Here is a 23,983-nt window from a genome sequence, read left to right as displayed (position 1 = left end):
TAAGGAAAAGGCCTGTCGTTTTGCAAGCGTCTTAGGTTGGCGCGAGCACGTATGAGGTTAACAAAGCGCCAGTGAAAAGATCATAGTGAATGTAGTGAAAACGACCGTCTTTGTCTTTGACAGTGACTTCCCAAAATTTCTTATCGTTTTCGAGACCAGGAACCAAATGAGTGATCTCCGATTGCGGGAAGGACTTGTAAACCGCCTCTTCTACATTCTTTTTTGGAACAGCAAGATCCATGCGATCAAAGCTAACTTTCTGATCGGTCATCCAAGCTACTACTTGTGTCCCCGCTTTATTTTTCCCAATGACGACAGCGTAGCTCTCCTTGCCTCGGTATTCATCAATGGATTCAATCTCCGTGATCGTCGTGCGATCGCTGACCCACTGACGAACGGTCTCCTCAAATTGATTGCGCGCTCCTGCTACAGAAGCCGTCAGGTGATAGGCGAACCCAGCTCCCGTAAGTAAAATGACGGCTACGATTGATAGGATAATTCGTACTAACACAGCAAAGTAACTCCTTTACGTGGCTGACATTACAATCGGAATCGAAGCTGGTCTCTCTTCACTCCAACTGCCGTTTGTATTTGCAAATCCAGCTCCAGTTGACGAAGCTGCCCCGTAGTTGACTCGTACCATAGTTGGTAATTGACTTTCATTCCGTTCGTGACATTCGAAGTCAAATCATGAATAGGGAAGGATGGGCCTAGCCACATCGATAATAGCGAAGAGACTTTCTCAGATGGGACCGCTATCCGATATCCACTCCATCCTTGCCCCGCAGTATCCTCAAGACGTTCAGGACTGACCGATTGCAAAACTCCCTTGAGCAATACTGCGTGCTCATATGGGGTGAACATCGCATACGGCAGTGCAGCATGATCCTGTATCTGGCCATCAATTCGCACCGATACTGCCTGCCCATCTCTTCTGGCTATTTCGAGCTGGTGGCCACCGATTTCTCCTGCGAGCTGAAATTGTTCATTTTGATATCGCCCATGCAAGGTCTGATCCTGCATGTAAACCAGAAATGAGCGTTCTTCGTCCCTCGTGATCTGCTTCAAAAGCTCCGCTACCGTCGTCTGCTCCGTCCCCGTTGTTTGTCTGACCGCAGACGCAGTATTTGTGCTGCCTGTATTGGCTGATCTACTTACTGTCCCCAATACAACCCCGAGGAGAAATAGACCGAGTAGGATTGGAATGAGCCACCACAGCATTTTGGGCCGGATGTACATGTCGTCCCCCCTGTCCCATTTTTGTCTTTAGCCTATGCTATACGGGAAGGTTTTAGAACGACACGGAAAAGTTGCTAATCATAGCTTAAGGTCGGGCGGTCATACTACACATACACCCCGAGGAGGTGAGCGCGTGACATCTTCGCAACAAACCACATCTCCTGACATACTTGGGTTTCTGTTACAGGAATACCGCGTCTCCTGGGCAGGATTGTCGTCTCCCTTGCGTCAATGGTCGCACACACCCACTCTTCATTTTCGCCATCATCTCCTGACAAAAGCTGTGGCAAAAATGAACAACGGAACGTCGTAGTATCAAATTCCCCTACCTACACCTGCACTGCCTTACTCCTGTCCCCACCTGACAGGAGCCTTTTACCGTTTTAACGTTTGGAATACACGATTCGCTTCGTAAATCGCGCGCTCCTCATCGATGGTCAACAGCTTATGATTACGCATTAAGAATTTACCTGCTACAATCGTATCTTTCACATCTCGTCCATTTGCAGCGTACACTACGTGTGAAATCGGTTGGTGTGCCGGGTGGAAATGCGCTTGGTGGCTATCCAGCACGATCAAGTCAGCTTGCTTGCCTACTTCAATGCTTCCGAGCGTTTCCTCTTGGAACACCCCTTCTGCACCATAACGAGTAGCCATGCGTAGTGCTTCCTCTGCTGGAACCGCTACTGGATCGTTGTTCACACCTTTGTGCAGAATCGCAGCGAGCTTCAATTCCTCAAACAAATTCAAATTGTTGTTGCTTGCTGAGCTGTCGGTACCCAGCGAAACGCTTACGCCTTTTGCCAACATTTTCGGAACAGGTGCAACACCACTTGCCAGCTTCAGGTTGCTCACTACATTATGAGAAACTCTCACGTTGTATTTTGCCAAAATGTCGATTTCTTCATCCGTTAGGTGAACAGCGTGCGCGACGAGTGTTGGACGGTTGAACATTCCCAGCTTTTCCAAATGAGCAACTGGACGCAGTCCGTAGTCTTTCTCGTTTTGACCGACTTCCCAAGCGGTTTCAGACATATGGATATGAAGCGGCAAGGACAGCTCATCGGCTTTTTCGATAATTTGGGTAATAAATTCTGGCGAGCAGGTGTACGGCGCGTGCGGTGCCATCATGACGGTAATACGCCCATCTGCCTGATTATGCCATTCTTTTGCAAAAAGAGTCGCGTCTTTCAGCTTTGTTTGACGTTCTTCTTCGGAGCACAGACCGATCATCCCTCGGCAAAGGCGGGCACGCATTCCAGCTGCATCGACTTCCTTCGCCACAACATCCATATGATCATACATATCCACAAACGTGGTGGTTCCGGTACGAATCATTTCAATAAGCGACAGTTGGGTACCCCATTTTACTGTGTCACCCGTGAATTGCGCCTCCAATGGCCACATTTTGTCTTCCAGCCATTGTTGCAGCGGCAAATCATCTGCATAACCGCGCAGGAGGGACATACCAGCATGTCCATGCGTGTTAATTAATCCAGGCAGTATGTAGTCTCCTTTTTGATCGATAACTTCATCATATCCCGCTTCCGTCAGGTCCTCAGGAGTTGGGCCCACATACGTAATCTTGTTGCCTTCGAATGCTACGGCACCATCGTAAATGACTTCATTCGTATCGTTAACGGTAATAACTGTTGCGTGAATGAGGATCGTCTTTTTCATAGTATACACTCCATTCTTACGTCAAGTAGTAGGCCAAGCTTTGCAGGTTGGATGTCACATCCGCATAGTGAATGCGAACATCTTTTCCTGCGCGAATCGTCGTAGGGGCAAAATTCAAGATCCCCCTGATACCCGCTTGAGTCAACTGATCACATACGGATTGCGCTGCAGGTGCCGGTACCGTAATAATCGCTAGCTTGATTTGCTTGTTTACGATCGTTTCCTCCAGCTCTGATAAAGGCTGGATCGGTATACCCGCGACTTTTTTGCCCTGCTTCTCTGGATTATTGTCAAAGATGGCCGCAATCCGCATGTTATCTTTCAAATAAGCGTTGTAGTTACTAATGGCATGGCCCAAATGCCCCGCTCCGACCAAAGCGACACGGATTTCATCCGTTAGCTTCAGGATTTCACGGATTTTTTCCACCAGATAATCGACATCATAGCCGATTCCCTTTTTTCCAAAGTCACCAAAAGCTGCAAGATCTTTTCTGATTTGGGCAGGATTCACATCAAGATTCTTGCCCATCTGTTGGGAGGAAACGGTGGTCACCTCAACTTGCTGCAAATAACTGAGGTAACGCAGATAAATCGGCAAACGGCGGACGACCGCTTCCGAAATCTTTTCGTGTTTTGCCACGTTCGGTCTTCCCCCCTAATTCTTTTGCTTCAAAATCCGATATTCTTTTCCATTCGATAAAATGGTAATGGAACCGTCGTGGCTGGTAACGTATGTCTCGGCCCATGACTCACCCAGGCGCTCCATGACTTCCGTCTGACCGTCTTTCATTTGATCCCGCGATCGGCCTGTCTGAATAATGGCGACTTGGGGATCGACTTGCGTCAGAAATGGCTGCGAAGAGCCTTGATTGCTCCCCTGACCGGCTACCTTTAGCACTTCCGCCTTCAGTTTGTCATTTTGCCTTTCCAACAGTCGTTCTTCTGCTTTCTCATTCACGGCACTCATAAATAAAAAGCGCAGTTGGCCGTGCGTCAATCGAAAAACGAGAGAATTATTCTGGGGCGATAAAAACAACGGTTCATCCGGGAGCAAAACTTCCATGGAGATTTCTTGGTCAAGAGTGAGAACTTGTCCTTGCTCTGCTTCCATCTGCTTTTGATTGGAGCGAAGCAGCACGACATGGCGAATGGATGGTGCGATCAGCTTAGGCAAAATGACGGCATCTACGAGCACTTGCTGGCTCAATGAAGCGTAGCCTCCCATATGTTCCGGCTGGTCGTTCGTCAACACCACATAATCGAGCCTTGTAATCTTTAGCTCTGCCAAGCGCGCTGAAAGAACGGGCCAATCTTCTGCCGTACCCGTATCAATCAGCATCGTTTTGCCACCTGGCATTCTCAGAAGCGTACTTTCACCTTGTGGAAGTGCCAAGTAGGTGATAATGAGACCCGAAAATTCCTGTTCTGTCTCTGTTTCAAACGGGTCATCTATCTTCACTGCTGCTTCTTGCAAATACAAATGGCTATCAATCGAGCATGCGCAAAGGAAAATCGCACTAAGAACTACAATCCACCAACGCCACGCTTTTTTCCATAACATTTATTTTATCACCTTAATCCCTATGAGACTATTGCTTCATTTTATGAATCTGACAGGGATTGCATACTAAGGAATGGCTCTATGCGCTCTCGCAGTGTTGGCCATGGACCGCTTTCGATTTGAAATGGCGGCAAAGATTGAAGGAATGAGCGTCCATATCTCGACTCAACCACACGCGTGTCAAGAACGATCACGACCCCTCGATCCAAATGATGGCGAATTAATCGTCCCACCCCTTGCTTAAATTGCAGAACGGCTTGCGGAAGAGACAACGACATAAAAGCATTTTTTCCTTCTGCCTTCAAAAGCTCTGCCCGTCCTTGATAGACAGGATGGTTCGGTGGAGCAAACGGAAGGCGAACAATGACCAAACTGCTCAGCCATTCCCCCTGGATATCGACACCTTCCCAGAAGCTGCTCGTTCCAAGCAGAACACTTCTCTCCATACTTCGGAACAGTCGCACCAGCTTGCTCCGATTGTTGCTATCAATCCCATGACCGAATAACGTATACGGTTCTGGAGCCTCCGCCAGTCGTTCCTTCATCGCCTGGTAAACAAGTCGGAGCATCGAGTGGGAGGTAAACAGGATCAGCGTCCTTCCTTTCGAAGCCAGTACGACATCCACGCACCCTTGAATGACCGCTTCCAAATACGTGTGGTCACTCTCTTTGCCTGGGGCGGGGAAGTCAGATGGAATCAACAGCAGCCCCTGCTCCTCATAATGAAACGGCGATGGCAGTGACAAGGTACGCACTCGTTCTTCGGGCAGTTGGTCGAGACCAAACTGGCTTTTGATGTAGGAGAAGCTGTTTTTGACCGTCAGAGTAGCTGATGTCAAGATCAGACTCCGCTTTTGCGCGAAAAGCGGTTCTGCCAGTGATTCGGCAACCTTCAAGAGTGCTGCTGACAAATGAACCTGCTTGCGAGCTGTACGGGACTCTACCTCCATCCAATACACATACTCGGCATCCTGCTCAAGTAAAAAGAAGTGAAGCAGCTCCACGGCGGTCTGCCAGTCTTTGATGAGACCAAATAAATCTGTCAGTAGACTGCGTACGGCAAAAGGAGGCTTTTCCTCTTGCGGAGTCGTTCGCAAAAGCTGCTCGATGCTCGATGCGTATGCGGTCATCCCTTCAATCAGCTTTTTGGTTACTTTGCGTATTTTCTCGTGCTTGCCTACAAACGATTCAATCCGATAACGTACCGTTTCACGTCCGGCGTCCGTCGTCTCCTCCGCACGATCTGATGCCCATGCATACAAGAGCTGTGTCCATTGCTGCGCTTTCTCTCGCAAGGCAGCGGACTGTTTTCTTAGCTCCAAAAGCTTTGCGGCGACATCTTCTTTTACCGCAGGCATCCAGCTTTGCAGCTCTTCTGCGAAGCGGGCAATTGCCCCACTCTCTTCAACCGATGCACGATCTAGCAAGAAAAGAAGCTGCGTGGTTGAAAACTGCTTGCCTAAATGTTGTGTCGCTGCATCCTCCAAATGATGGGCCTCATCGACGATGGCAACTTCATACGGAGGGAGGATTCTGTTTTCCGCTTGCAAGTCGCTGATGAAAAGGGCGTGATTGACGATGAGCACATCGACATCGCGAGCCCGTTCCTTCGCCTGAAAATAGTAGCAACGACTAAACCACGGACAAGCCCGATTCAAACAAGAGCTCGTATCACTTTTTACCTGTTGCCATAGCAACTGGCCACTTGGAGGCATGCTCAGCTCTTCCACGTCCCCGGTAACGGTTTGCGTAAGCCAGGTCAGCATCTGGCCTTTGACCAAGCGCATTTCTTGGCTGCTTCCTTCCACAGGCTCGTCCACGGCTTGTTCAAATTTACGCAAGCATAAGTAGTTTCCTCTGCCTTTTAGCGTCGAAGCTGTAAAGGAAAATGGCAACGACTCCTGCAAGGTAGCGATTTCCTTATGGAATAACTGCTCCTGCAATTGAATGGTATTCGTACTGACCACCAGCTGCTGCTGATTGTGATGAGCCCAAATGATCCCCGGCAATAGATAGGCTAATGATTTTCCCGTACCTGTCCCTGCCTCTACCAATAAATGGGCGCCATCCTCCATTGCCTCATAGACGGCATGCATCATCGCTTCCTGAGCATCCCGACGTTGATACCCCGACATTTTCGCCTGCATATGCCCATTTTCGCCCAAAACATCCTCAAGCTGGTCGGCAAACGCTTTGGTCATTGTCGCATCGAAATGAGGACGCTTCAGAGACGCTGTTGCTTTTTCTTCTCGCTTCCGAAGGGCCAGCTGGCGATAAACATCCCACATGTCTGAGGAATCCGTTTCGGTTGGCGTTCCATCCAACTCTGGCAGCTCTATGAGCTTTTCCATCTCGATCGTGCGTAGAAGAACCTCGATATCAGAGCGAAACGAAGAAACGAGCATCTGCAGGCGCTGGATCGTCACGAGCGGCAGTTTCTTTAAAATATCCAGCAAGTGAAGAAACAGCTGCGCCGTGGCAAGTGCATCGCTGTCTGCTTGATGGGGATTATCGTGCTCGATTTCCAGCTCAGATGCCAGTTCTCCGAGTCTATAGCTATTTTGCATCGGCAAAAGAACGCGAGATAGCTCCACGGTATCAAGCACGTAGCCGTCAAACGCATAATAGCCCTGGCTCAGCAGGGCTTCTTGTAAAAATTGGAGATCAAAGCTCGCATTATGTGCAACAAAAGCTCGTCCGTCCAATAAACGCAAGAAATCTGGAAACACTTCTTCCAAGGAAGGAGCATCTGCAACCATCTCATTGGTAATCCCTGTTAATTGGGTAATAAACGGCGGAATATCCTGGCCCGGATGAATCAGGGTGGAAAAACTCTCGGTAATCTGCCCGTCATCGATTGCGACAGCACCAATCTGAATGATGCTGTCACCTTGGCGTGGATGGCTTCCCGTCGTCTCAAAATCTACAACTAGTAATCGATTCAAACGTTGTCACCTCGTAACCTGGGCGGAAACATTCAATCCGCACCCATTCACATTCGGCAACGATGGGAAATATTCCTGCTCTCCTGTACATTTAAGGCTGTACGAGCTCGGTTTGCATTTCTGCTTGACCGAGCTTGCTTGCGCATAATTGCAGATAGATGGGGATTTCCCATAACTGTTCTGCGAATGGCAATGCCCGTTGAAAATATTGTTCAGCTAGGCGCCAATTTTCTTCCACAACTGCGATTCTTCCCAGATGAAAATACCCTAACGAACGTACATATGGCTCAGCGTCTTCCAGGAAATACTTTGCCAACCGTTTTGCTTCTTGTGTATCCCCCAGCTTCTCGTATGCGGAAATCATCCCGGATTGTCCGAGGCGATTGTCTCGGTTTTTCTCCAGCATGATCCGAAACGCTTTGATTGCTTCCTCTACCCTTCCGTCAAACAACAGCATCCATCCATAACTAAAAAGAAAGTCGTCATTTTCGGGTGCAAGACTGATGGCTTTTTTGACGAGCGTCAATGCCCGCTTCGTACCTGCAATGAGCCACGTATTCCAGGCCAATCCATGCCACGTCCACCCATCTTTTGGGGAACGCTCCGTCAAAAAGTGATAGCAAATTTGTGCCCGGTGATAATTGCCCACTGTTTCGTATAAAGAGGCCATTTCTTGAAGAGTATCGCTGTCCAAGTCGCGTGTCGGAAGTTGCAAGCCTTTCGGCGGGCTCCATTCCACCGTTTGGTCCATCCTATGCAGTAATTTGGCAGCTCGCAGCCATAGCATCTGCGCTTCCCAATCGTGCTCGTTTTTTTCTAAATACGGTTCCAATTCGTCCAAAGCTTCCTGTGCATCGCCATCTCTTAAATAGCAGAGCGCGAGGTTGTACTTGGCTTCTTCCTGTTCTGGCTTGATCTCGAGAGACGTCTTAAAAGCTTGCGCCGCCTCTAGCCATTGCTCCTCTTCTGCCAGTATGCAACCGATGGCATTAAAGCTGATGGCCACAATGGTAGGTGAGCTTGCTGTCCTGCCGAGAAGACGGAATTCCCGAAAGGCTAATTCTTGCTCCTCACACAAAAGGAGACTGTAGGCGTAATACAGGCGTCCACTTTCCCAGTCTGGCGATTTTTGAACTAATTCTGCAAAACACTTTTTCGCGTCTTGAAACATGCGCAAATGATAAAAGCCTTCCCCACGGCGAAAAATCGGCTCGTATTGGTTCGTTTCAACAGCCTTTGGTGATTCTGTATTCACCTTCGACTGATCCGTCTTTTTCTCTTCCGCTGGAAGCTGTCCTTCCATTTCCTTGATGCTACGAATCGCATTCGATAATTTTTCTTCGAATTGCAGCCACAGGTCAACGACTGTATCACTTACTTGGCGCAATTGAAACAATTGTTCCGCGAGCTGAAGACGTTCTTGTTCGGAAGCCCCCTGCCACTTCTCTTCAATCGTCTGCGCTTTGTTACGAAGCGTATGAAACCAGTCCTCGATTTTCACAAGAAAAGCCACCCCCTATGAGGCATGAGTACTTTCATTGTCTCACAAGGCAGGTGGCTCTATGCAGGAACAGACAGATCGCTTACAGAATCGTCGCGTGTACTTCTTCAGCAATCAATTCTTTGATCTGATTTTTTTCATCCATGATGGCAACACGTGGCTTGTAGGTTCTCGCCTCTTCATCCGTCATCATCGCATAGGCAATAATAATAACGATATCGCCCTCTTGTACGAGACGTGCAGCTGCTCCGTTCAAGCAAATGACGCCACTGCCTGGAGCACCTTCGATGACGTATGTTTCCAGACGCGCTCCGTTGTTGTTATTGACGATTTGTACTTTTTCATTTGGCAAAATATCCAGTGCATCCAACAAATTTTTGTCGATGGTAATGCTGCCAACATAGTTCAAGTTTGCTTCAGTTACCGTTGCGCGATGGATTTTTGCTTTCATCATGGTGCGGAACACTAAGAATTCCTCCCTTATCACTACTTGATTGATGTAATCGTATTGTCGATCAGACGTGTTTTGCCAAAACGAACAGCTAGCGCGATGATCATCGTCTGACCTGCCGTTTCTTGCTCAATTGGTGTAAGCGTTGGATAGCTCAAAATTTCCACATAATCAATATCTGCCAGCGGCTTCTCAGAAATCATTTGCGTGATACGATCCTTGATTGTAGAAAGAGCCACGCCCTCACTCAGCCATTCTTCTGCTTGCCTTAGGCTCTGTGATAGCACGAGTGCTTGTGCTCGCTCATCCGCTGACAAATAGACATTCCGTGAGCTCATCGCCAGTCCATCCGCTTCGCGGACAATCGGGCAAGGAACGATTTGTACTGGCATCGATAAGTCGTGAACCATTTGCGTAACAACGGCTACTTGCTGGGCATCCTTTTGTCCAAAAAAGGCATAATCAGGCTGAACAATTTGAAACAGTTTATTGACGACGGTCGATACGCCATCAAAATGACCCGGACGAGAAGCTCCACACAAAGGAGTCGTCACATTTGTCACTGAAATATTGGTCAGCATCGGCGTCGGATACATTTCACTCACTTCCGGAGTAAACAGGAGGTTCACTCCCGCTTCTTCTGCCATTTTACTATCCCGTTCGATATCACGTGGATAGCGTTCAAAGTCTTCATTCGGTCCGAATTGCAGTGGGTTTACGAAAATACTCATCACAACCAAATCGCATACTTCACGGGCAGCTTTCACCAAGCTGAGATGTCCTTCATGCAGAAAGCCCATAGTCGGTACCATCCCGATCGTTTTGCCTTGCCGACGTGCTTCTTTTATATGAACGCGCATCTCTGCGATTGTGGAGACTTGTTGCATCATCGTTTTCATCATGACTGCTTTCCTCCTTCCCCGTACAACTCCTTGATGGTTTCTTCAGATGCATGGAAGACATGCTCTTGCCCTGGGAAGCTTCTTGCTTCAACTTCTTTGTTATATGCCTCAACTGCTTCACGAATAGTTTCACCAATGTTTGCGTAGCGCTTCACGAATTTCGGCGTGATATCCGATGCGTAGCCGACCATATCATGGAACACCAGCACTTGCCCATCACAAGTCGCACCCGCTCCGATTCCAATCACAGCGATATCCAGCTTGTTTGCAATCATGCCTGCAACCTCTTCCGGAACACATTCCAGCACAATGGCAAATGCGCCCGCTTCTTGAATCGCAAGGGCTTCGTCCAACAATTTTTTGGCTGCCTCCAGATCTCTTCCTTGTACTTTGTAACCGCCTAATTGGTGTACGGATTGCGGAGTAAGTCCAATATGTCCAACGACAGGGATACCTGCTTGTACACAGCGTGTAATGATTGGGGCCAGTTCACGGCCTCCTTCCATTTTGACCGCCTTGGCCAGCCCTTCTTGCATTAGTCTGCCCGCGTTTTTCACCGCTTCTTCAACTGTTCCGTGATAGCTGAGAAAAGGCAGGTCCGCCACGACAAATGCACGCTTGGCTCCTCTCGTTACTGCTTTCGTATGGTGCAGCATGTCCTCCATCGTAACAGGGATGGTGGAGTCATAACCGAGTACGACCATTCCCAATGAATCACCGACCAAAATCATATCAACGCCAGCTTCATCCACTAATTTCGCTGACGGATAGTCATAGGCGGTCACCATGGTAATCGGGGTTCGCATTTCTTTTTTCTTGCGGATACTCGAAGTCGTAACAGGTCTGTCGTTTTGTGCCATTTTTCATTGCTCCTCTTTCGCATCAAGCCCGTGGATCGTGTGAGGAATAAAAAAACCTTCTCGCGTCAATCGGGAGAAGGTTGTCCATGTCAAAAAGACATTTTGCGTTAGCGGATTCCTTCTGTCTCGGTCCACACAGGCTCTGAGCAGATTTTTGTCCTTACACGTATTGATTTAAGATTACACGATAGATACAAAAATACTCCGGGAGTACCGTTCACGAGGTGATACAGCCTCCAAATTGGAGTATAGCAAATGATTTAATCATTTGCACGATAATTGACATCAGCCGAATAAACTTTGTGAATCTGTCCCGCCTGATCCTTGACCATGAGTACGCCTTCTTCATCCAAGCCAACAGCACGGCCTTCCAGCTGTTGTGAAATCGTCTGGAGGGTCACCCATTTGCCAATGGTGTACGAATGATTCTCCCACTCTTGTTTTACACGCTCGAAGCCTGCCTGCAAATAGTGGTCGTACTCTTCTTCAAAAATTCGGCAGAGCCGTTGGATAAACGAAACGCGCTTGAGTGGCTCGCCAGATTCAATTCGAAGTGAAGTCGCAATCTGTGCCAAGTCTGAAGGAAAATCGCTTTCGACACTGTTGGCATTGAGCCCTATTCCGATTACTAAATAATTGACCCGATCCGATTCAGCATTGAGTTCTGTCAAAATCCCGCATACTTTTTTATCTCCGATAAAAATATCGTTCGGCCATTTGATTTTGACAGGCAGCCCAGTCTCTTCCCGGATTGTTTTCGCTACAGCAACTGCCGTTAGCAGCGTCATCTGAGGTGTCTTCGGTAACGGAATCGCAGGACGGATGATCAAGCTCATCCAAATCCCCGTTCCTTTGGGAGAATGCCATGGTCGGCCGAGTCTGCCTTTCCCGCCCGTTTGCAGCTCTGCCAGCACGATCGTACCTTCTACTGCCCCTTTTGCCGCAGCCTCATGTGCGAGGGGTTGTGTAGATATCACCTCATCATAAGCGATGACATTTTGACCGATCCGTTTCGCATCCAGTCCAGCCATGATTTCTGCTGCTGACAAGCGGTCAGGGGCAACCAGCAGGCGATACCCCGATTTGCGTACCGCCTCTACCTCGTAACCATCCCGGCGCAGCTCTTCGATATGTTTCCAAACCGCCGTCCTCGAGCAACCACATGTTTGGCTTAATTCTTCACCAGAGATGAAATTACCCGGCTGGTCACGGAATGCTTGAAGGATGACTTGCTTAATGTTCATCTTGTGCAACCTCTTTCTTTGCAACTTCGACGAGTGCTTCAGGTGTATTTGGTAAACCGTGCAGAGCTGTTTGTCTAAGCAACGATTCCAAGACGCGGACAATCCACTCTCCTGGCTTTTTCTGAATGGCTACTTGCAGGTCAAGCCCTGTGATTGCCAGATCCTTGATGGTTTTGACAGGCATATTTTCGTATTGATCGAGGAGATCTTGCAACGAAAACGATTGCCTCTCCTTCCACCAACACGCTTGCAATAAAAGGTAGAACTCGTTACAAGTGTCCCAGCCGACTTCAAGCAGAAGTGGTCCCCACTCGATCGCTTGAGGGATATCCCATTGCGGCTGCAACCGCGTCAGAAGTTCAACCAACCCATTAATTGCTTCTGTTTCACGTTTGGACATTTTGAGGAATTGGCATACTTCACGCGATTGCGCAGGTGAATACTTCGCCGCAAACAGTAGCAACGACCATTTTTGCGTCAAGGTTTGCAAATGACGGAGCCGCCAAACATGCTCTTTTGAGAGGATGAACAGTTTTTCTACCTCAGGGGCATAAGCCATGAGCCTCGTTTCATTTAACAACTGACAACCAACCTCTGGGGCATTGCTGTCGAGCGTTTTATTCAGCTCTTCCCGTATGCGCTCCACTGCAATATGAGCTAACAAAGGTGCAGTCTGTTTCATAGCAAGCATCGTCTGGTCTTCTATAGCAAAACCTAACTGGGAAGCAAACCGGACTCCTCTCAAAAGCCGAAGGGCATCCTCCTGAAATCGCTCTAGAGGGATACCTACAGCCCGAACCAACCTATGCTCCATATCCTCTCGTCCACCGAACGGGTCGTGCAATACTTGATGACGATCCATCGCCATCGCGTTCATCGTAAAATCTCGTCGCTCCAGATCGAGTCGAAGTTCTGAAACGAACTGAACCTCAGCGGGTCGACGGTAATCTTCATATTTTCCTTCCGTCCGAAACGTGGTGACTTCAAACATCTGCCCCTCGACTTTTACAGATACAGTACCGTGTTTCAGACCAGTCGGGACATGATCGGGAAACAATCGGATGACGTCGCCGGGATGGGCATTCGTACATATATCTATATCATGAACAGGTCGTTGTAAAAGCCAATCGCGGACGCATCCACCCACGTAGTAAGCTTCGAAGCCGTGTTCCTCCAATCTGTCGAGAACACGCTTTGCCAATTCTATCGCCAATCCAATCCCCCCTTCGTGGTTTGCTCCGCCTGATCTACACAAGGAGGCGTTTTTCATGAGAGTTTTGTATGGATTGTTCATTTTCTTATCCAAGGTGCATCAGCTAGCCAAAAGCTCTATCTTACGTTCAAAAGCTTAGTTTTTCTTCGGATTTGCTTTCCAGCAAGTTGGCGTAAAGTGCTTCATACTGCGAGGCAATCGTTTCGTGACAAAACGTTTTGCAGGATCGCTCAATGCTATTCGCGGAGAATTCGCGGTATAGCTCTTCGTTTTGCAAGAGACGTATTGTTTCTTTCGCCATGCCTTCCACGTCCCCAATTGGGCGCAAGAAGCCGTTCACACCATCCAGAACGACTTCGGGCAAACCTCCCGCCACTGTTGCGACGACAGGCACACCGCAAGCCATTGCTTCGAGCGCGACAAGTCCAAAGCTTTCCTTTTCGGATGGTAGCAGCATGATGTCTGCCATCGACAATACCTCTGCGACGTCCTCCTGCTTACCGAGGAAGCAAACATCGTCATTCAGACCGAGCTCAGCGATCATCTTGCGGACCAGACCCATTTCGGGACCTTCACCAATGAGGATCAGTCTGGAAGGCACTTCTTCACGTACGCGCGAAAAAATTTCAATCACATCCGGTACTCGTTTGACCGGACGGAAATTTGAAATGTGCATAAGAATTTTTTCGCCATTTGGTGCAAATACCTTTTTCAGCTTCGCAACCTCTTTCGGGTAGTAACGCCGCTTGTCTACGAAGTTGTACACTGGGATAATTTCTTTTTCCGTATGCAGCAGCTCTTTCGTCTGCCTGATCAAATCATTGGACACTGCGGTGACCAAATCGCTTCGCTCAATGCCGAATCGGATCATATCACTCAAGTTCGAGTCATAACCCAAAACAGTAATATCCGTCCCGTGGAGGGTAGTCACAATTTTCAAATGATCCCCAACCATTTGCTTGGCTAGGAACGCACACAACGCATGTGGCACAGCATAATGCACATGTAATAAGTCCAGGTTTTCATTTTTCGCCACTTGTGCCATTCGGTTCGCCAAGGTCAAATCATAGGGTGGGTATTTAAAAACATCATAGTTGTTCACTTCTACTTCATGATAAAAAATGTTCGGGTGAAACGCGCCTAAGCGAAATGGCATTCCACCTGTAATGAAATGGACTTGATGACCTCTCTCAGCCAATAGCTTGCCAAGCTCCGTAGCTACTACGCCCGATCCGCCCAACGACGGATAGCAAGTAATCCCGATCTTCATACAGTGTCACTCCTTCTCACAAGCTCTTTAATACATACGGAGCTGCACTGACAAATCCTTCTGCATAGGCTACACCAGCCTGCTGACCAAACAGTCGCTCTCGATACTCGACAGACTCCAGATACCCATTGGTAAGCGGCGTTTGAACACTGTCTTCTTCTAGCTCAAACTGACTGCGGTAGCAGCGCAGCGCCTCCATTTTTTGCGGATAAACAGCGGTGATATCCACGACAACCTGCGGCGTGACAGTGGAATTGATAAAATAGTAAAGGAATTGCGATGGTCGATAGGCAGGCAAAGAAGGCTCCTGCAAATACTTGCGGATGCCCGCATTAAACACCGCCTCGCGAACGATTCGACTCACGCTTTCATGATCTGGATGACGATCCGCGAAATAAGGCGCAAGCACAATCACTGGGCGTGTTTCCCGAATGAGCTTTACTACACGCTCAATCGCATTTTCCCTAACTGCTTCCAAGCCTCGATCAGGCAGGCCAAAATTATAGCGAGCAGCCACTCCCATCACGTGGTCAGCTGCAGCCGCTTCCTGTTGCCTTCTCTCCACCGTTCCATTCGAAGACAATTCCGCGTAAGTCAAGTCGAGAATCCCCACGCGCTTTCCCTCTTTGGCAGCCAAAATCAGACTGCCTGCCGCGCCGATCTCGACATCGTCAGGATGAGCGCCGATTGCCAAAATATCGAGTGAACTCATGCTTCATTCTCCTTATGTACCACTTCGCGCCAATCCAGTTGTCCCAGTTCCAAGGCCTTCAGCATGATTTCTGCCGAACCGAGATTGGTGGCAAAAGGTATCTTGTGCACATCACACAGTCGAAGCAGTGCGATAATATCAGGTTCATGTGGTTGAGAGGTAAGCGGATCGCGCAAAAAGATAATCAAATCCATCTCATTGCGAGCGATCATCGCACCGATTTGTTGATCGCCTCCTAATGGCCCTGACAGAAATCGGGTTAGGGAAAGCGACGTAGCTTCCATGATTCGCGACCCAGTTGTTCCTGTGGCATAGAGGTCATGCTTTGCCAAAATAGATTCATAGGCCATCGCTAGTTGCACAATCTGTTCTTTCATTCGATCATGGGCAATCAATGCAATTTTCAAGAAAACCTCTCCCTTTATGGCTGGGTATCGTGTGTATGTTAATCAAACGTTTAATCAAACAGATGTTCCAATCCATAAATCAATCCGTTCATATTCATTACGGCTTTAATAGCCATATTTACCCCTGGCATGAAAGATTCCCGGTTAATCGAATCGTGACGTATGGACAGCGTTTGGCCTGTTGCTCCAAACAAAACCTCCTGATGGGCAACCATGCCTGGCAGGCGGACACTGTGAATCCGGAAGCCTTCGTAATCTGCTCCGCGAGCGCCTGAAATTGTTTCTACCTCTTCAGGATGCCCTTGCTTTAGCTCTTCCCGAACGGCTGCAATCATCTCTGCGGTTTTCAAAGCAGTTCCACTTGGCGCATCCAGCTTTCTGTCATGATGCAGCTCGATAATTTCTACATGCGGCATATATTTTGCTGCCATTGCGGAAAACTTCATACATAGAATCGCTCCGATTGCAAAATTCGGGGCAATGATGGCACCCAGTCCCGCTTCTTTATAGCGCTCACTCATCTCTTGCAGCTGCTCTGTTGTCAGCCCCGTTGTTCCAACTACCGGTCTTACACCACGAGCTAGACAGAGCTCCATATGACGATACACCGTATGCGGTGTCGTAAAGTCTACCAAAACATCCGGCTTCATTTCGTCCAATTGTTGATTGATTTCCTCTTCGCTCACACGCGTATCCAGATTGCCTGTAAACACAAGCGCGGTATCCTGCGCCAGCATTTTCACTACTTCTTGCCCCATCCGACCATTTGCGCCAGCAACTGCTACACGAATTTGTTTAGTCATGCTGCTCGTTCTCCTCTATTCTCGTCCAGCGATCTTTATCGCGAGTATTAAACTTGTGCATAATACGATCAAACGCTTCCTGCAAATCGATTCCGAGTGAGTTTGCGAAACAAATCACGATGAAGAGTACGTCACCCAGTTCTTCTTCTACTGTTTTTTCGCCTTCGTCCTTTTTCTTCGGTTTTTCGCCATAAAAATGGTTAATCTCTCTGGCTAATTCGCCTACTTCTTCTGTCATTCTAGCCAGCATGGAAAGCGGAGAAAAATATCCTTCTTTAAATTGCGATATGTATTGATCAACTTCTTGCTGCATCTCTTGCATAGTCTTTTGCCGTACCATCCGCCCACTCCTTTTTTCACATTCTTCTCTCTTTCACCTATCGTACTAAAAAAGGCTTCGTTTGCCAAATCACAATACTTCGTCTTTCCAGCATATGGACAATCAAACGAGCGTTCATTTATAATGGCTTTCGGATAGCCCTCAGGTAACACAAGAATTACCTGCACATCATGTCCGGGGGGAAACCTTTTCCTGGTCCGGCGAACAGGAGGAAATATGAAAATTCGTCTTGACAGTATCATTGCCATTATCATCGGTTCTGCCATTATGGGATTTGGTATTAACGCGTTCAACATTCCCAATCATCTAGCTGAGGGCGGCATCACTGGTATCAGTATTTTGATCAAGCTGTTAGTTCCTGTTGTGGATCAGGGAATCGTCTTCTTTGTCCTGAACGTACCGTTATTTTTCTTGGGCTGGAAAATTCTTGGACGAACTTCTTTTTTCTACACGATTTTGGGAACGGTTTCTCTTTCCGTCTTTTTATCCTTATTTGATGGTGTGCTTCCGTTGCCAATGAAAGATCGCTTGCTTGCTTCTCTGTATGCCGGGGTAGCTGTTGGTGTCGGTTTAGGGATTATTTTCCGTTACGGCGGAACGACCGGCGGTGTGGACATCATTGCCAGACTGCTTCAGAAATACATGGGTATCAGTATGGGAAGGACGTTGTTTTTCGGTGACATTTTGGTCATCGGGGCGTCCCTCGTCTATTTGAATCTAGAAAGCGCCATGTATACCCTTGTCGTCGTCTTTATCGCAGCACGTGTCATCGACTTTTTCCAAGATGGCGCTTATGCAGGAAAAGCGTTGACGATCATCTCCAACGAAGCAGATAGCATTGCCAAGCACATTCTCGATGTAGGTCGTGGTGTGACACTCTTAGCAGGTAAAGGCGCCTACTCTGGCGAGGAAAAGAAAGTCATCTATGTCGTTGTCAGCCGGAACGAAGTCATGCGTTTTAAAACCCTTGTGCAAGAAATTGATCCGCATGCTTTTGTCATCGTAAACGACGTACATGAAGTTCTCGGAGAAGGCTTCACCCTAGATGAAAACAAGAAACCGCTTCACGACTAGCATGAAGCAACGCAGAAAAACCCTTGCCTTTTTGTACAGGCAAGGGTTTTTGTACCTTTTAGGTCGAACGGATTTCTCCGTCATATTTCTTCCACGCCACATAAGACAAGGCCATGATCAAAGCTATCGAGATAGAGGCGAGAATAACAATAGGAGAATCTGGCCGCATCATCAAACGAGCAAACGTACTCTTTTCTTCTCCTACAAAAGCCACTTGAAAGGAGCTGTTCAATTCTCGCAACGCCTCACGAACCAGCTGCCAATCTACTTGGGTGTTTCGCATCTCTTTGGATATGATATCGTACGCAACCGTAATCGAGGACATTTGCCCCTCTGGAAGCTGAATGCTCATCCCCGGCTTAATGGCCAAAAATAATCGGTAGTTCTCATCGAACTGTTCGCGAAATTGACTGAAATTCCGCTCAACAGCCGATAGCTGCAGGTTTTGGACCTGTGTGACGAGAGAAGGATAGTAGCTACGCCACATCGGCTGGTGGTCATGGGTAAGTGCGTCTATGGCGATACGCACCCTCGTGGCATGCCATAGCAATTGCTGCTCACTTGCATTTGCTGAAGCAAAACTTTGCTTGGCTGCCAGTATCGACTGGGTCACTGCATTCAGACTCTCAATACGTATCGGATTGGGCAAATGCTGGTTCGGAAATCTTTCTGCTAGCTGGACGATGCGCTGCTCTGCCCCTTCAAGGTCTCCCTTTTTTACATACGTCAGAAACTCATGCGCAATTTGATCCAATGCTGCCAACTGCTTTTGCTCTATCGGTTGATTTAGCTTCGTGTACAAATTATGAATGGGCCACGACAAGAACAACCCGATCATGAGAAAGAATAATAAAAACCGGATGTTTTTCTTCAACGCAAATAACCTCCTTCCCTAGTACAGCCTATGGAAAGGAGGACAAGATTAGACCTTATTTGTCGTATACTTCATATTTACCCACCAGATCACCGAGATCGAGATCAGACTGAGAAGAACCGTAAACAAACCAACAAAGCCCTCATACGGATCCAGCACACTCGGCAGCCACGGATGGATGTCCATGACGTAATCGAGAAAATCATTATTCAGTGTCCACAGCGCAGCGATTCCCACCGGCAGAAGACTTAGCTTGTAAAAACGCGCATACAAAACAGATTCCACAGCCATGCCGGTGTGGGAAATGATCAACATCACATCTGTCCAACGCACTTCATTGCCCATCATCCAACCAGCCACGATAATGCAGACGGCCCAGACACCGTACTTAAAATTGGTGATGCCAGCCAAAGCTTCCAGTACAGGAATGTGGCGACCCAACAAATAGGTAAGGAGTACAAGCGAAAAAAGTCCGCTACCTGTCGGGCTGTCCGGGACAAAAGGAATCAAATATGCTGGTGTCTCAGCTAATTGGTTACCATACCAGATGAAACCATATATGGTTCCTAAAAAGTTGACGACGAACAGCGTCCAAAGAAACCACCTTTTGCCCAAAGATTGCCGAAACCACTCCCATATCCAGATCATTTATAATCGTCTCCCGCTGTGTACGCCGCTAACGAAAAAGCTGACCGCATTATCAGCCAGCTTTTCCCCTATTAGCTTATTTCAAGCCAGCCATGTATTCTGCTAGCTTTGCGATTTCTGCTTCATCTTTGATCATACCGCCTGGCATTGCGCCTTTACCGTTCTTGATGACATCAGAAATCTTGGCTGCATCCAAAGTTGCGCCGATTTTTTGGAGGTTTGGACCCATGCCACCCTCCATGTTTTTACCATGGCACCCCATACAGCTTGTTTGCGCTTTCCAAAGCGCATCTGCTTTAAAGCTGGTGTCAGCAGGAGCAGGTGCAGTTGCACTCGATCCCTCTTTGCCACCAGTTCCTTTCCCTTTATCTGGGTGAGCCAGATGATACTCATGGTTTGCTGCCCAAGTCAGGTAGAAAATACCAACGAGTGCAGTCAGCATCAAGCCTGTAGCAACTGGACGCTTGCTAGGACGACGCTCTTTGCTGGTATCCAGCCAAGGCGCCAACATCAGTGCACCAAATGCGATACCTGGAACGACAACGGTACCGAGTACGACCCAATCCCCTGCAGCCCAAGGATATTTCAGCATTTGATACAGGAACAAGAAGTACCAGTCTGGCAACGGAATGAAAGAAGTATCATTCGGGTTTGCTTTGTCAGTTAACGGCGACGGATGTGAAACCGTTAACACTAAGAAACCAACCAAGCAAACGGCTGCCACCATCCACTCTTTCAACAGGAAGTTTGGCCAAAACGGCTCGTTTTTACCTGGAAAGTCGGAGTAGGATGGAGAAATGTTTGGAATACGCTTCGCCGATACTCGGGAATCTCCGACGAAGGTAGCATCTTTATCTTGTTTTGCCATGCTATTTCCTCCTTTTTTCGAAGACCGATTATAGTGGACCCGAGATACCTTGCGAACGGATCATAACAAAGTGAGCTCCTAGCAGACCAAGCAGCGCGCCTGGGAGGAAGAACACGTGAATCGCGAAGAAACGGGTAAGGGTTTGTGCCCCTAGAATGTCTCCGCCTGTGAGCAATGTTTTTACGTATGGACCGATGAAAGGTACAGAGTCAGCGATCTGCACACCTACTTTGGTCGCAAAGTATGCGGTGTTATCCCAAGGCAAGAGGTAACCTGTGAAACCGAGACCCAGCATAACGAAGAAAATCAGTACGCCGACTACCCAGTTCAATTCACGAGGCTTTTTGTATGCACCTGTAAAGAATACACGGAGAGTATGTAGGAACATCATCACGATTACCAAGCTGGCACCCCAGTGATGCATACCGCGTACGATTACCCCGAACGCTACTTCGTTCTGGAGGTACTTAACAGATTCGTAAGCATTGATAACGTCTGGTACATAGTACATCGTCAAGAACATACCAGACAAGATTTGAATAACGGTAATAAAGAACGTAAGTCCACCAAAGCAGTAAACAAAAGCTGAAAAATGATGTGCCGGGTTCACGTGCTCAGGTACTTCGTGGTCAGCCAAGTCACGCCACATCGGAGTGATGTTTAAGCGCTCGTCGACCCAATCATACATTTTTTGCATCATTTTAGCCGGTCACCCCCGGACGAGGATTTGCTTTTACTTTACCTAAATACAATTTTCCATCTTTGACTTCTGTCTCATACTCATCAAGAGAGGCCGTCGGTGGCGTTCCCAAAATGTGCTCGCCATTGATCGTATAACGACCCATGTGGCAAGGACAGAAGTACTCATTCGGTTGACCTGGGCCAGTTCCCCAGCTAACCGTACACCCTAAGTGCTTACAGATCGGGGACAGAGCAAGAATCTCACCCTTTTCGTTCTTGGTAACCCATGCAGTAAGTGTTGATTCTGATTCATACCAACCGTCCTTGGTATGGACCTTGAATTCAACGCGTTTTGGCACGGCACTAAATTCATCCGGACTGCCGACAGCTACTTTATCTCCACCTGCATGTCCTTGCAGAAGGGGGTCTACCGCAAAGCGAATCATTGGGGTGATCATTCCCGCAGCTAGGAATCCGCCAGTTCCCATCAGGGCGTAGTTCAAAAATGTACGCCTGGAAATTTCGCGTTTGTCTCCCATATCTTTTTCCCTCCTTATCCTGTAAAATAGCGCTACGATGGCATTTTTATACATATACACTAGGTCAATCCCAATCATAGCTAACCCCTATAAAGATGTCAAGAATGTCCAGTGGACATGTCTTTGCCCAAACGATGCGTGACATGATATTGTTGCCAGATTGTCAAATTTAAGACCTTGCCCCACCCATTTTTCTGTAGTATTACCGGAAAACGCTTTCTCTATTGCGTCTCTTATTTAGGTCAAATCGATTATCTCAGCCCAGTTTGCCACAACTTGATGACCTCTTTGTACAGCACATCCACGGTTACTTCAAATCGCAAAGAAGATTCCAAGTCTTCATCCCCAACTAATAACGTCAACACGCCTTCTTCTGTCCTCTCCTTTACTTGAATCTGTTCTCCACGAAAATGAAGCAGTACTTTATAGGGGAATTCCGCCGGTGTTCGTTGTTCCAGCTGTTGTTCTCCTATTTGATAGCTTAACGGAAACAGAAGCACGCGTCCCTTCAGCCGCTGCTCAATCCCAGCAGCTACATTTAATAAGTAGTTCATGCGTACAACATGGTCTTCTACTTTTCTGTCCGAACTGTACAAATAAAGAGGGAGCAGCGCGGTATCCACAAAGGATCGCAACTCCTCCCAGTTTTCAAAATCGTTCAAGTTCCATTGCATAGAGCTGTCTCCTCATTTCCTTGTTCATTTCTGGAAACAAGCGTACCATGAATGGTTGGAAACTCGCAATAACGCATACGTTTATGTATTTAGGCTTGCTCGTAAGCCATGATTTCTTTTAATTCGTCTGTTAAGCGCAAAAACAGCTCTTTGTTTTTCGATGCAAGTGCCTCATCAATTTCCTGGATTAGCGTGCGCTTGCGATATTGACGCATCTGCTCGTCAATCACCATTTCAGATAGCAAACCGGACACCATTTGATTATTCGTTCCGTACGCGTTGGAATAGAAATTCGGCCACTCCATACCCATCCCTCACTTCAATAAAATAGTCGTTTCGGTAAAACCATTGTATTTTCGAAGCCAAGTCTGGCTCGCATACGTTGCGGTGTATAACCACTGCTCCTGTTCGTCTTGCCCGACGCGCAACAATCCAAGATGCACCATCATTTTGCATACCCGATTCACCAAGATATCTGTAGGTGAATCGTAGTAAAACTCTTTCATCCAATGGAGCAGCGTGTCCATCAGAGATTGCTGACTTACCCATCCAGCTGACGCGATCAACGGGATGAGCTGAACCAGCATCGGCAAGTTTGGGACAGCCCGCTTGTACAGCCTCATCCAGAAGCGAATGACATCATGGTACATTTGATCGTTATACGGTTGCTCCAGTCGCTCCCTCCCTGCTTCCGATAATGCTACCTTGCCGTCCGCTTCTACGATCCAACGGTGATAGTAACAGAAATCGTAGAGCAAGGAAAAGCGGTCAGGGTATAAATCAAAATGCAACCCGTACCCAAAACGCCATTTTTGCGGCAATAGCGGCTCTTCTTTTACGTACAAAAATTGAAAAAGCTGCTGCTGATGACGCTTGTACATGCCACCTTCTGCGGTTAGCGGTACTGGCTCCTGCTGGAGAAATTGTAAAAATTGCATGATATCATCGCATAGTGCTGTGCCTTCATCCCTGTATGCTTGCGGACCGGGATGAAAGAATGCGTTTGACTCACGCCACTTTGTCAACCATGCTTGCAAATACGGCTCACGGATGTCCAGCGGAATTTGGTACTGCCCTACTGTCTTGCTTTTCGCAGGAAAAATCCATCCTCGCTTCATTGCAGCCGCGACAAACTTCCGCCCTTCCTCCTGCTTTTTTTCCTTTTCACACGCCAGTGCCACTCCAGCCTTTGCCAACAAATCCTCAAGCGACATGACCGTACGCTTGTCTAGGAACAATTGGAGCAAAAAATGGGTTTCTGCACTGCTCAGTTGCTCAACTTCTTGGGAGATTGTCAACCTGTGCCTCAAGCTAGACAACAGTGACGTAATCAATTCGTTTTTGGAATGAGGGTTGCATTCGCATCCGTAATGGTTGGCAATCTGATGGAGCTGCCGGATATCGGTGTACACCAAGATCTCAGCCAAGTTCATCTGTGCATCCCTTCTTTACGATGGCTTACTTGTCTCTCATTCTTGCCAAAATGCGGAAAAATAA

27 protein-coding genes are annotated in these 23,983 nt (G+C 47.8%); 2 read left to right on the top strand and 25 right to left on the bottom strand.

Annotation, left to right across the window (positions count from 1 at the left end):
• Positions 1-31: 31 nt before the first annotated feature.
• Together C7R91_RS14670 and C7R91_RS14665 are read right to left on the bottom strand one after the other, a co-directional pair.
• Positions 32-511 (bottom strand): cell wall elongation regulator TseB-like domain-containing protein, encoded by a 480-nt coding sequence (locus C7R91_RS14670; protein ID WP_047069027.1) that lies wholly within the window; start codon positions 509-511, stop codon positions 32-34.
• A gap of 29 nt (positions 512-540) precedes the next feature.
• Positions 541-1,239: a hypothetical protein gene (locus C7R91_RS14665; protein WP_047069026.1), complete on the bottom strand. Its 699-nt coding sequence runs from the start codon at positions 1,237-1,239 to the stop codon at positions 541-543.
• 133 nt (positions 1,240-1,372) lie between these two features.
• Here C7R91_RS14665 and C7R91_RS29145 point away from each other — a divergent pair, with 133 nt between their 5' ends.
• The gene (locus C7R91_RS29145; RefSeq protein ID WP_133257456.1) at positions 1,373-1,552 is read left to right on the top strand and encodes a hypothetical protein; all 180 of its coding nucleotides are present in this window, start codon (positions 1,373-1,375) and stop codon (positions 1,550-1,552) included.
• 62 nt (positions 1,553-1,614) lie between these two features.
• Here C7R91_RS29145 and C7R91_RS14660 read toward each other — a convergent pair whose 3' ends face one another.
• The 15 genes from C7R91_RS14660 to C7R91_RS14590 form a co-directional block, all read right to left on the bottom strand.
• Complete coding sequence (locus tag C7R91_RS14660) at positions 1,615-2,919, bottom strand: amidohydrolase (protein ID WP_047069025.1); 1,305 nt, start codon at positions 2,917-2,919, stop codon at positions 1,615-1,617.
• Positions 2,920-2,935: 16 nt separating this feature from the next.
• Positions 2,936-3,559 (bottom strand): redox-sensing transcriptional repressor Rex, encoded by a 624-nt coding sequence (locus tag C7R91_RS14655; RefSeq protein WP_047069024.1) that lies wholly within the window; start codon positions 3,557-3,559, stop codon positions 2,936-2,938.
• A 15-nt stretch (positions 3,560-3,574) separates the two neighbouring features.
• The gene (locus tag C7R91_RS14650; RefSeq protein WP_047069023.1) at positions 3,575-4,480 is read right to left on the bottom strand and encodes a ComEC/Rec2 family competence protein; all 906 of its coding nucleotides are present in this window, start codon (positions 4,478-4,480) and stop codon (positions 3,575-3,577) included.
• Positions 4,481-4,521: 41 nt separating this feature from the next.
• Complete coding sequence (gene dinG / locus C7R91_RS14645) at positions 4,522-7,425, bottom strand: ATP-dependent DNA helicase DinG (RefSeq protein ID WP_047069022.1); 2,904 nt, start codon at positions 7,423-7,425, stop codon at positions 4,522-4,524.
• A 91-nt stretch (positions 7,426-7,516) separates the two neighbouring features.
• Positions 7,517-8,926, bottom strand: a complete 1,410-nt coding sequence (locus C7R91_RS14640) for a tetratricopeptide repeat protein (RefSeq protein WP_047069021.1) — start codon at positions 8,924-8,926, stop codon at positions 7,517-7,519.
• A gap of 82 nt (positions 8,927-9,008) precedes the next feature.
• Positions 9,009-9,392: an aspartate 1-decarboxylase gene (gene panD, locus C7R91_RS14635; protein ID WP_007723146.1), complete on the bottom strand. Its 384-nt coding sequence runs from the start codon at positions 9,390-9,392 to the stop codon at positions 9,009-9,011.
• Positions 9,393-9,412: 20 nt separating this feature from the next.
• Entirely contained in the window at positions 9,413-10,279 is an 867-nt protein-coding gene (gene panC / locus C7R91_RS14630; protein WP_083995035.1) for a pantoate--beta-alanine ligase, read from the bottom strand.
• Positions 10,276-11,139, bottom strand: coding sequence for a 3-methyl-2-oxobutanoate hydroxymethyltransferase (gene panB, locus C7R91_RS14625; protein ID WP_047069020.1), 864 nt, complete (start codon positions 11,137-11,139; stop codon positions 10,276-10,278). Before panB ends, panC begins: the two co-directional genes overlap by 4 nt.
• A gap of 260 nt (positions 11,140-11,399) precedes the next feature.
• Positions 11,400-12,383 (bottom strand): biotin--[acetyl-CoA-carboxylase] ligase, encoded by a 984-nt coding sequence (locus tag C7R91_RS14620; RefSeq protein WP_047069019.1) that lies wholly within the window; start codon positions 12,381-12,383, stop codon positions 11,400-11,402.
• Positions 12,373-13,596, bottom strand: coding sequence for a CCA tRNA nucleotidyltransferase (locus C7R91_RS14615; protein WP_047069018.1), 1,224 nt, complete (start codon positions 13,594-13,596; stop codon positions 12,373-12,375). The genes C7R91_RS14620 and C7R91_RS14615 overlap by 11 nt, the downstream gene beginning before the upstream one ends.
• Before the next feature lie 127 nt (positions 13,597-13,723).
• A complete protein-coding gene (bshA, locus tag C7R91_RS14610; protein ID WP_047069016.1) occupies positions 13,724-14,866 on the bottom strand; it encodes an N-acetyl-alpha-D-glucosaminyl L-malate synthase BshA in 1,143 nt (380 codons plus the stop codon).
• 16 nt (positions 14,867-14,882) lie between these two features.
• Positions 14,883-15,578 carry a bacillithiol biosynthesis deacetylase BshB1 gene (bshB1, locus tag C7R91_RS14605; protein WP_047069015.1) on the bottom strand — a complete coding sequence of 232 codons (696 nt, stop codon included), beginning with the start codon at positions 15,576-15,578 and terminating at the stop codon, positions 14,883-14,885.
• Positions 15,575-15,985: a methylglyoxal synthase gene (locus C7R91_RS14600; protein ID WP_047069014.1), complete on the bottom strand. Its 411-nt coding sequence runs from the start codon at positions 15,983-15,985 to the stop codon at positions 15,575-15,577. The genes bshB1 and C7R91_RS14600 overlap by 4 nt, the downstream gene beginning before the upstream one ends.
• A gap of 50 nt (positions 15,986-16,035) precedes the next feature.
• On the bottom strand, positions 16,036-16,788 hold the full coding sequence (dapB, locus tag C7R91_RS14595; RefSeq protein WP_047069013.1) for a 4-hydroxy-tetrahydrodipicolinate reductase: 753 nt from the start codon (positions 16,786-16,788) through the stop codon (positions 16,036-16,038).
• Positions 16,781-17,128, bottom strand: a complete 348-nt coding sequence (locus C7R91_RS14590) for a nucleotide pyrophosphohydrolase (RefSeq protein WP_047069012.1) — start codon at positions 17,126-17,128, stop codon at positions 16,781-16,783. The genes dapB and C7R91_RS14590 overlap by 8 nt, the downstream gene beginning before the upstream one ends.
• Positions 17,129-17,344: 216 nt before the next feature.
• Between C7R91_RS14590 and C7R91_RS14585 the strand changes: the two genes are divergently transcribed.
• Positions 17,345-18,202, top strand: coding sequence for a YitT family protein (locus tag C7R91_RS14585; RefSeq protein WP_047069011.1), 858 nt, complete (start codon positions 17,345-17,347; stop codon positions 18,200-18,202).
• Positions 18,203-18,260: 58 nt separating this feature from the next.
• Here C7R91_RS14585 and C7R91_RS14580 read toward each other — a convergent pair whose 3' ends face one another.
• The 8 genes from C7R91_RS14580 to C7R91_RS14545 all read right to left on the bottom strand — a co-directional run bounded on the left by C7R91_RS14580 (position 18,261) and on the right by C7R91_RS14545 (position 23,919).
• Positions 18,261-19,076, bottom strand: a complete 816-nt coding sequence (locus C7R91_RS14580; RefSeq protein ID WP_047069010.1) for a sporulation protein YpjB — start codon at positions 19,074-19,076, stop codon at positions 18,261-18,263.
• 48 nt (positions 19,077-19,124) lie between these two features.
• Positions 19,125-19,724 (bottom strand): DUF1405 domain-containing protein, encoded by a 600-nt coding sequence (locus tag C7R91_RS14575; RefSeq protein WP_017248137.1) that lies wholly within the window; start codon positions 19,722-19,724, stop codon positions 19,125-19,127.
• 76 nt (positions 19,725-19,800) lie between these two features.
• Positions 19,801-20,592: a menaquinol-cytochrome c reductase cytochrome b/c subunit gene (locus C7R91_RS14570; RefSeq protein ID WP_047069009.1), complete on the bottom strand. Its 792-nt coding sequence runs from the start codon at positions 20,590-20,592 to the stop codon at positions 19,801-19,803.
• 28 nt (positions 20,593-20,620) lie between these two features.
• Positions 20,621-21,292 (bottom strand): menaquinol-cytochrome c reductase cytochrome b subunit, encoded by a 672-nt coding sequence (qcrB, locus tag C7R91_RS14565; protein WP_012686173.1) that lies wholly within the window; start codon positions 21,290-21,292, stop codon positions 20,621-20,623.
• Between the two features lies 1 nt (position 21,293).
• Positions 21,294-21,812 (bottom strand): Rieske (2Fe-2S) protein, encoded by a 519-nt coding sequence (locus tag C7R91_RS14560; protein ID WP_047069008.1) that lies wholly within the window; start codon positions 21,810-21,812, stop codon positions 21,294-21,296.
• Between the two features lie 251 nt (positions 21,813-22,063).
• Positions 22,064-22,486: a DUF2487 family protein gene (locus C7R91_RS14555; protein WP_047069007.1), complete on the bottom strand. Its 423-nt coding sequence runs from the start codon at positions 22,484-22,486 to the stop codon at positions 22,064-22,066.
• An 89-nt stretch (positions 22,487-22,575) separates the two neighbouring features.
• Positions 22,576-22,791 (bottom strand): IDEAL domain-containing protein, encoded by a 216-nt coding sequence (locus C7R91_RS14550; protein WP_007716588.1) that lies wholly within the window; start codon positions 22,789-22,791, stop codon positions 22,576-22,578.
• A 9-nt stretch (positions 22,792-22,800) separates the two neighbouring features.
• On the bottom strand, positions 22,801-23,919 hold the full coding sequence (locus C7R91_RS14545) for a hypothetical protein (protein WP_047069006.1): 1,119 nt from the start codon (positions 23,917-23,919) through the stop codon (positions 22,801-22,803).
• Positions 23,920-23,983 lie beyond the last annotated feature (64 nt).

The organism is Brevibacillus formosus, assembly GCF_003013405.1.
Lineage (GTDB): Bacteria > Bacillota > Bacilli > Brevibacillales > Brevibacillaceae > Brevibacillus > Brevibacillus formosus.
This window is presented reverse-complemented; position numbering and strand designations above follow the sequence as displayed.

Coding starts and splice junctions, on each gene's coding strand:
- C7R91_RS14665 (WP_047069026.1), bottom strand. CDS start 1,239: ATGTACATCCGGCCCAAAATGCTGTGGTGGCTCATTCCAATCCTACTC.
- C7R91_RS14660 (WP_047069025.1), bottom strand. CDS start 2,919: ATGAAAAAGACGATCCTCATTCACGCAACAGTTATTACCGTTAACGAT.
- C7R91_RS14650 (WP_047069023.1), bottom strand. CDS start 4,480: ATGTTATGGAAAAAAGCGTGGCGTTGGTGGATTGTAGTTCTTAGTGCG.
- panC (WP_083995035.1), bottom strand. CDS start 10,279: ATGATGAAAACGATGATGCAACAAGTCTCCACAATCGCAGAGATGCGC.
- panB (WP_047069020.1), bottom strand. CDS start 11,139: ATGGCACAAAACGACAGACCTGTTACGACTTCGAGTATCCGCAAGAAA.
- C7R91_RS14620 (WP_047069019.1), bottom strand. CDS start 12,383: ATGAACATTAAGCAAGTCATCCTTCAAGCATTCCGTGACCAGCCGGGT.
- bshA (WP_047069016.1), bottom strand. CDS start 14,866: ATGAAGATCGGGATTACTTGCTATCCGTCGTTGGGCGGATCGGGCGTA.
- bshB1 (WP_047069015.1), bottom strand. CDS start 15,578: ATGAGTTCACTCGATATTTTGGCAATCGGCGCTCATCCTGACGATGTC.
- dapB (WP_047069013.1), bottom strand. CDS start 16,788: ATGACTAAACAAATTCGTGTAGCAGTTGCTGGCGCAAATGGTCGGATG.
- C7R91_RS14590 (WP_047069012.1), bottom strand. CDS start 17,128: ATGGTACGGCAAAAGACTATGCAAGAGATGCAGCAAGAAGTTGATCAA.
- C7R91_RS14585 (WP_047069011.1), top strand. CDS start 17,345: ATGAAAATTCGTCTTGACAGTATCATTGCCATTATCATCGGTTCTGCC.
- C7R91_RS14575 (WP_017248137.1), bottom strand. CDS start 19,724: ATGATCTGGATATGGGAGTGGTTTCGGCAATCTTTGGGCAAAAGGTGG.
- C7R91_RS14570 (WP_047069009.1), bottom strand. CDS start 20,592: ATGGCAAAACAAGATAAAGATGCTACCTTCGTCGGAGATTCCCGAGTA.
- qcrB (WP_012686173.1), bottom strand. CDS start 21,292: ATGATGCAAAAAATGTATGATTGGGTCGACGAGCGCTTAAACATCACT.
- C7R91_RS14560 (WP_047069008.1), bottom strand. CDS start 21,812: ATGGGAGACAAACGCGAAATTTCCAGGCGTACATTTTTGAACTACGCC.
- C7R91_RS14555 (WP_047069007.1), bottom strand. CDS start 22,486: ATGCAATGGAACTTGAACGATTTTGAAAACTGGGAGGAGTTGCGATCC.
- C7R91_RS14550 (WP_007716588.1), bottom strand. CDS start 22,791: ATGGAGTGGCCGAATTTCTATTCCAACGCGTACGGAACGAATAATCAA.
- C7R91_RS14545 (WP_047069006.1), bottom strand. CDS start 23,919: ATGAACTTGGCTGAGATCTTGGTGTACACCGATATCCGGCAGCTCCAT.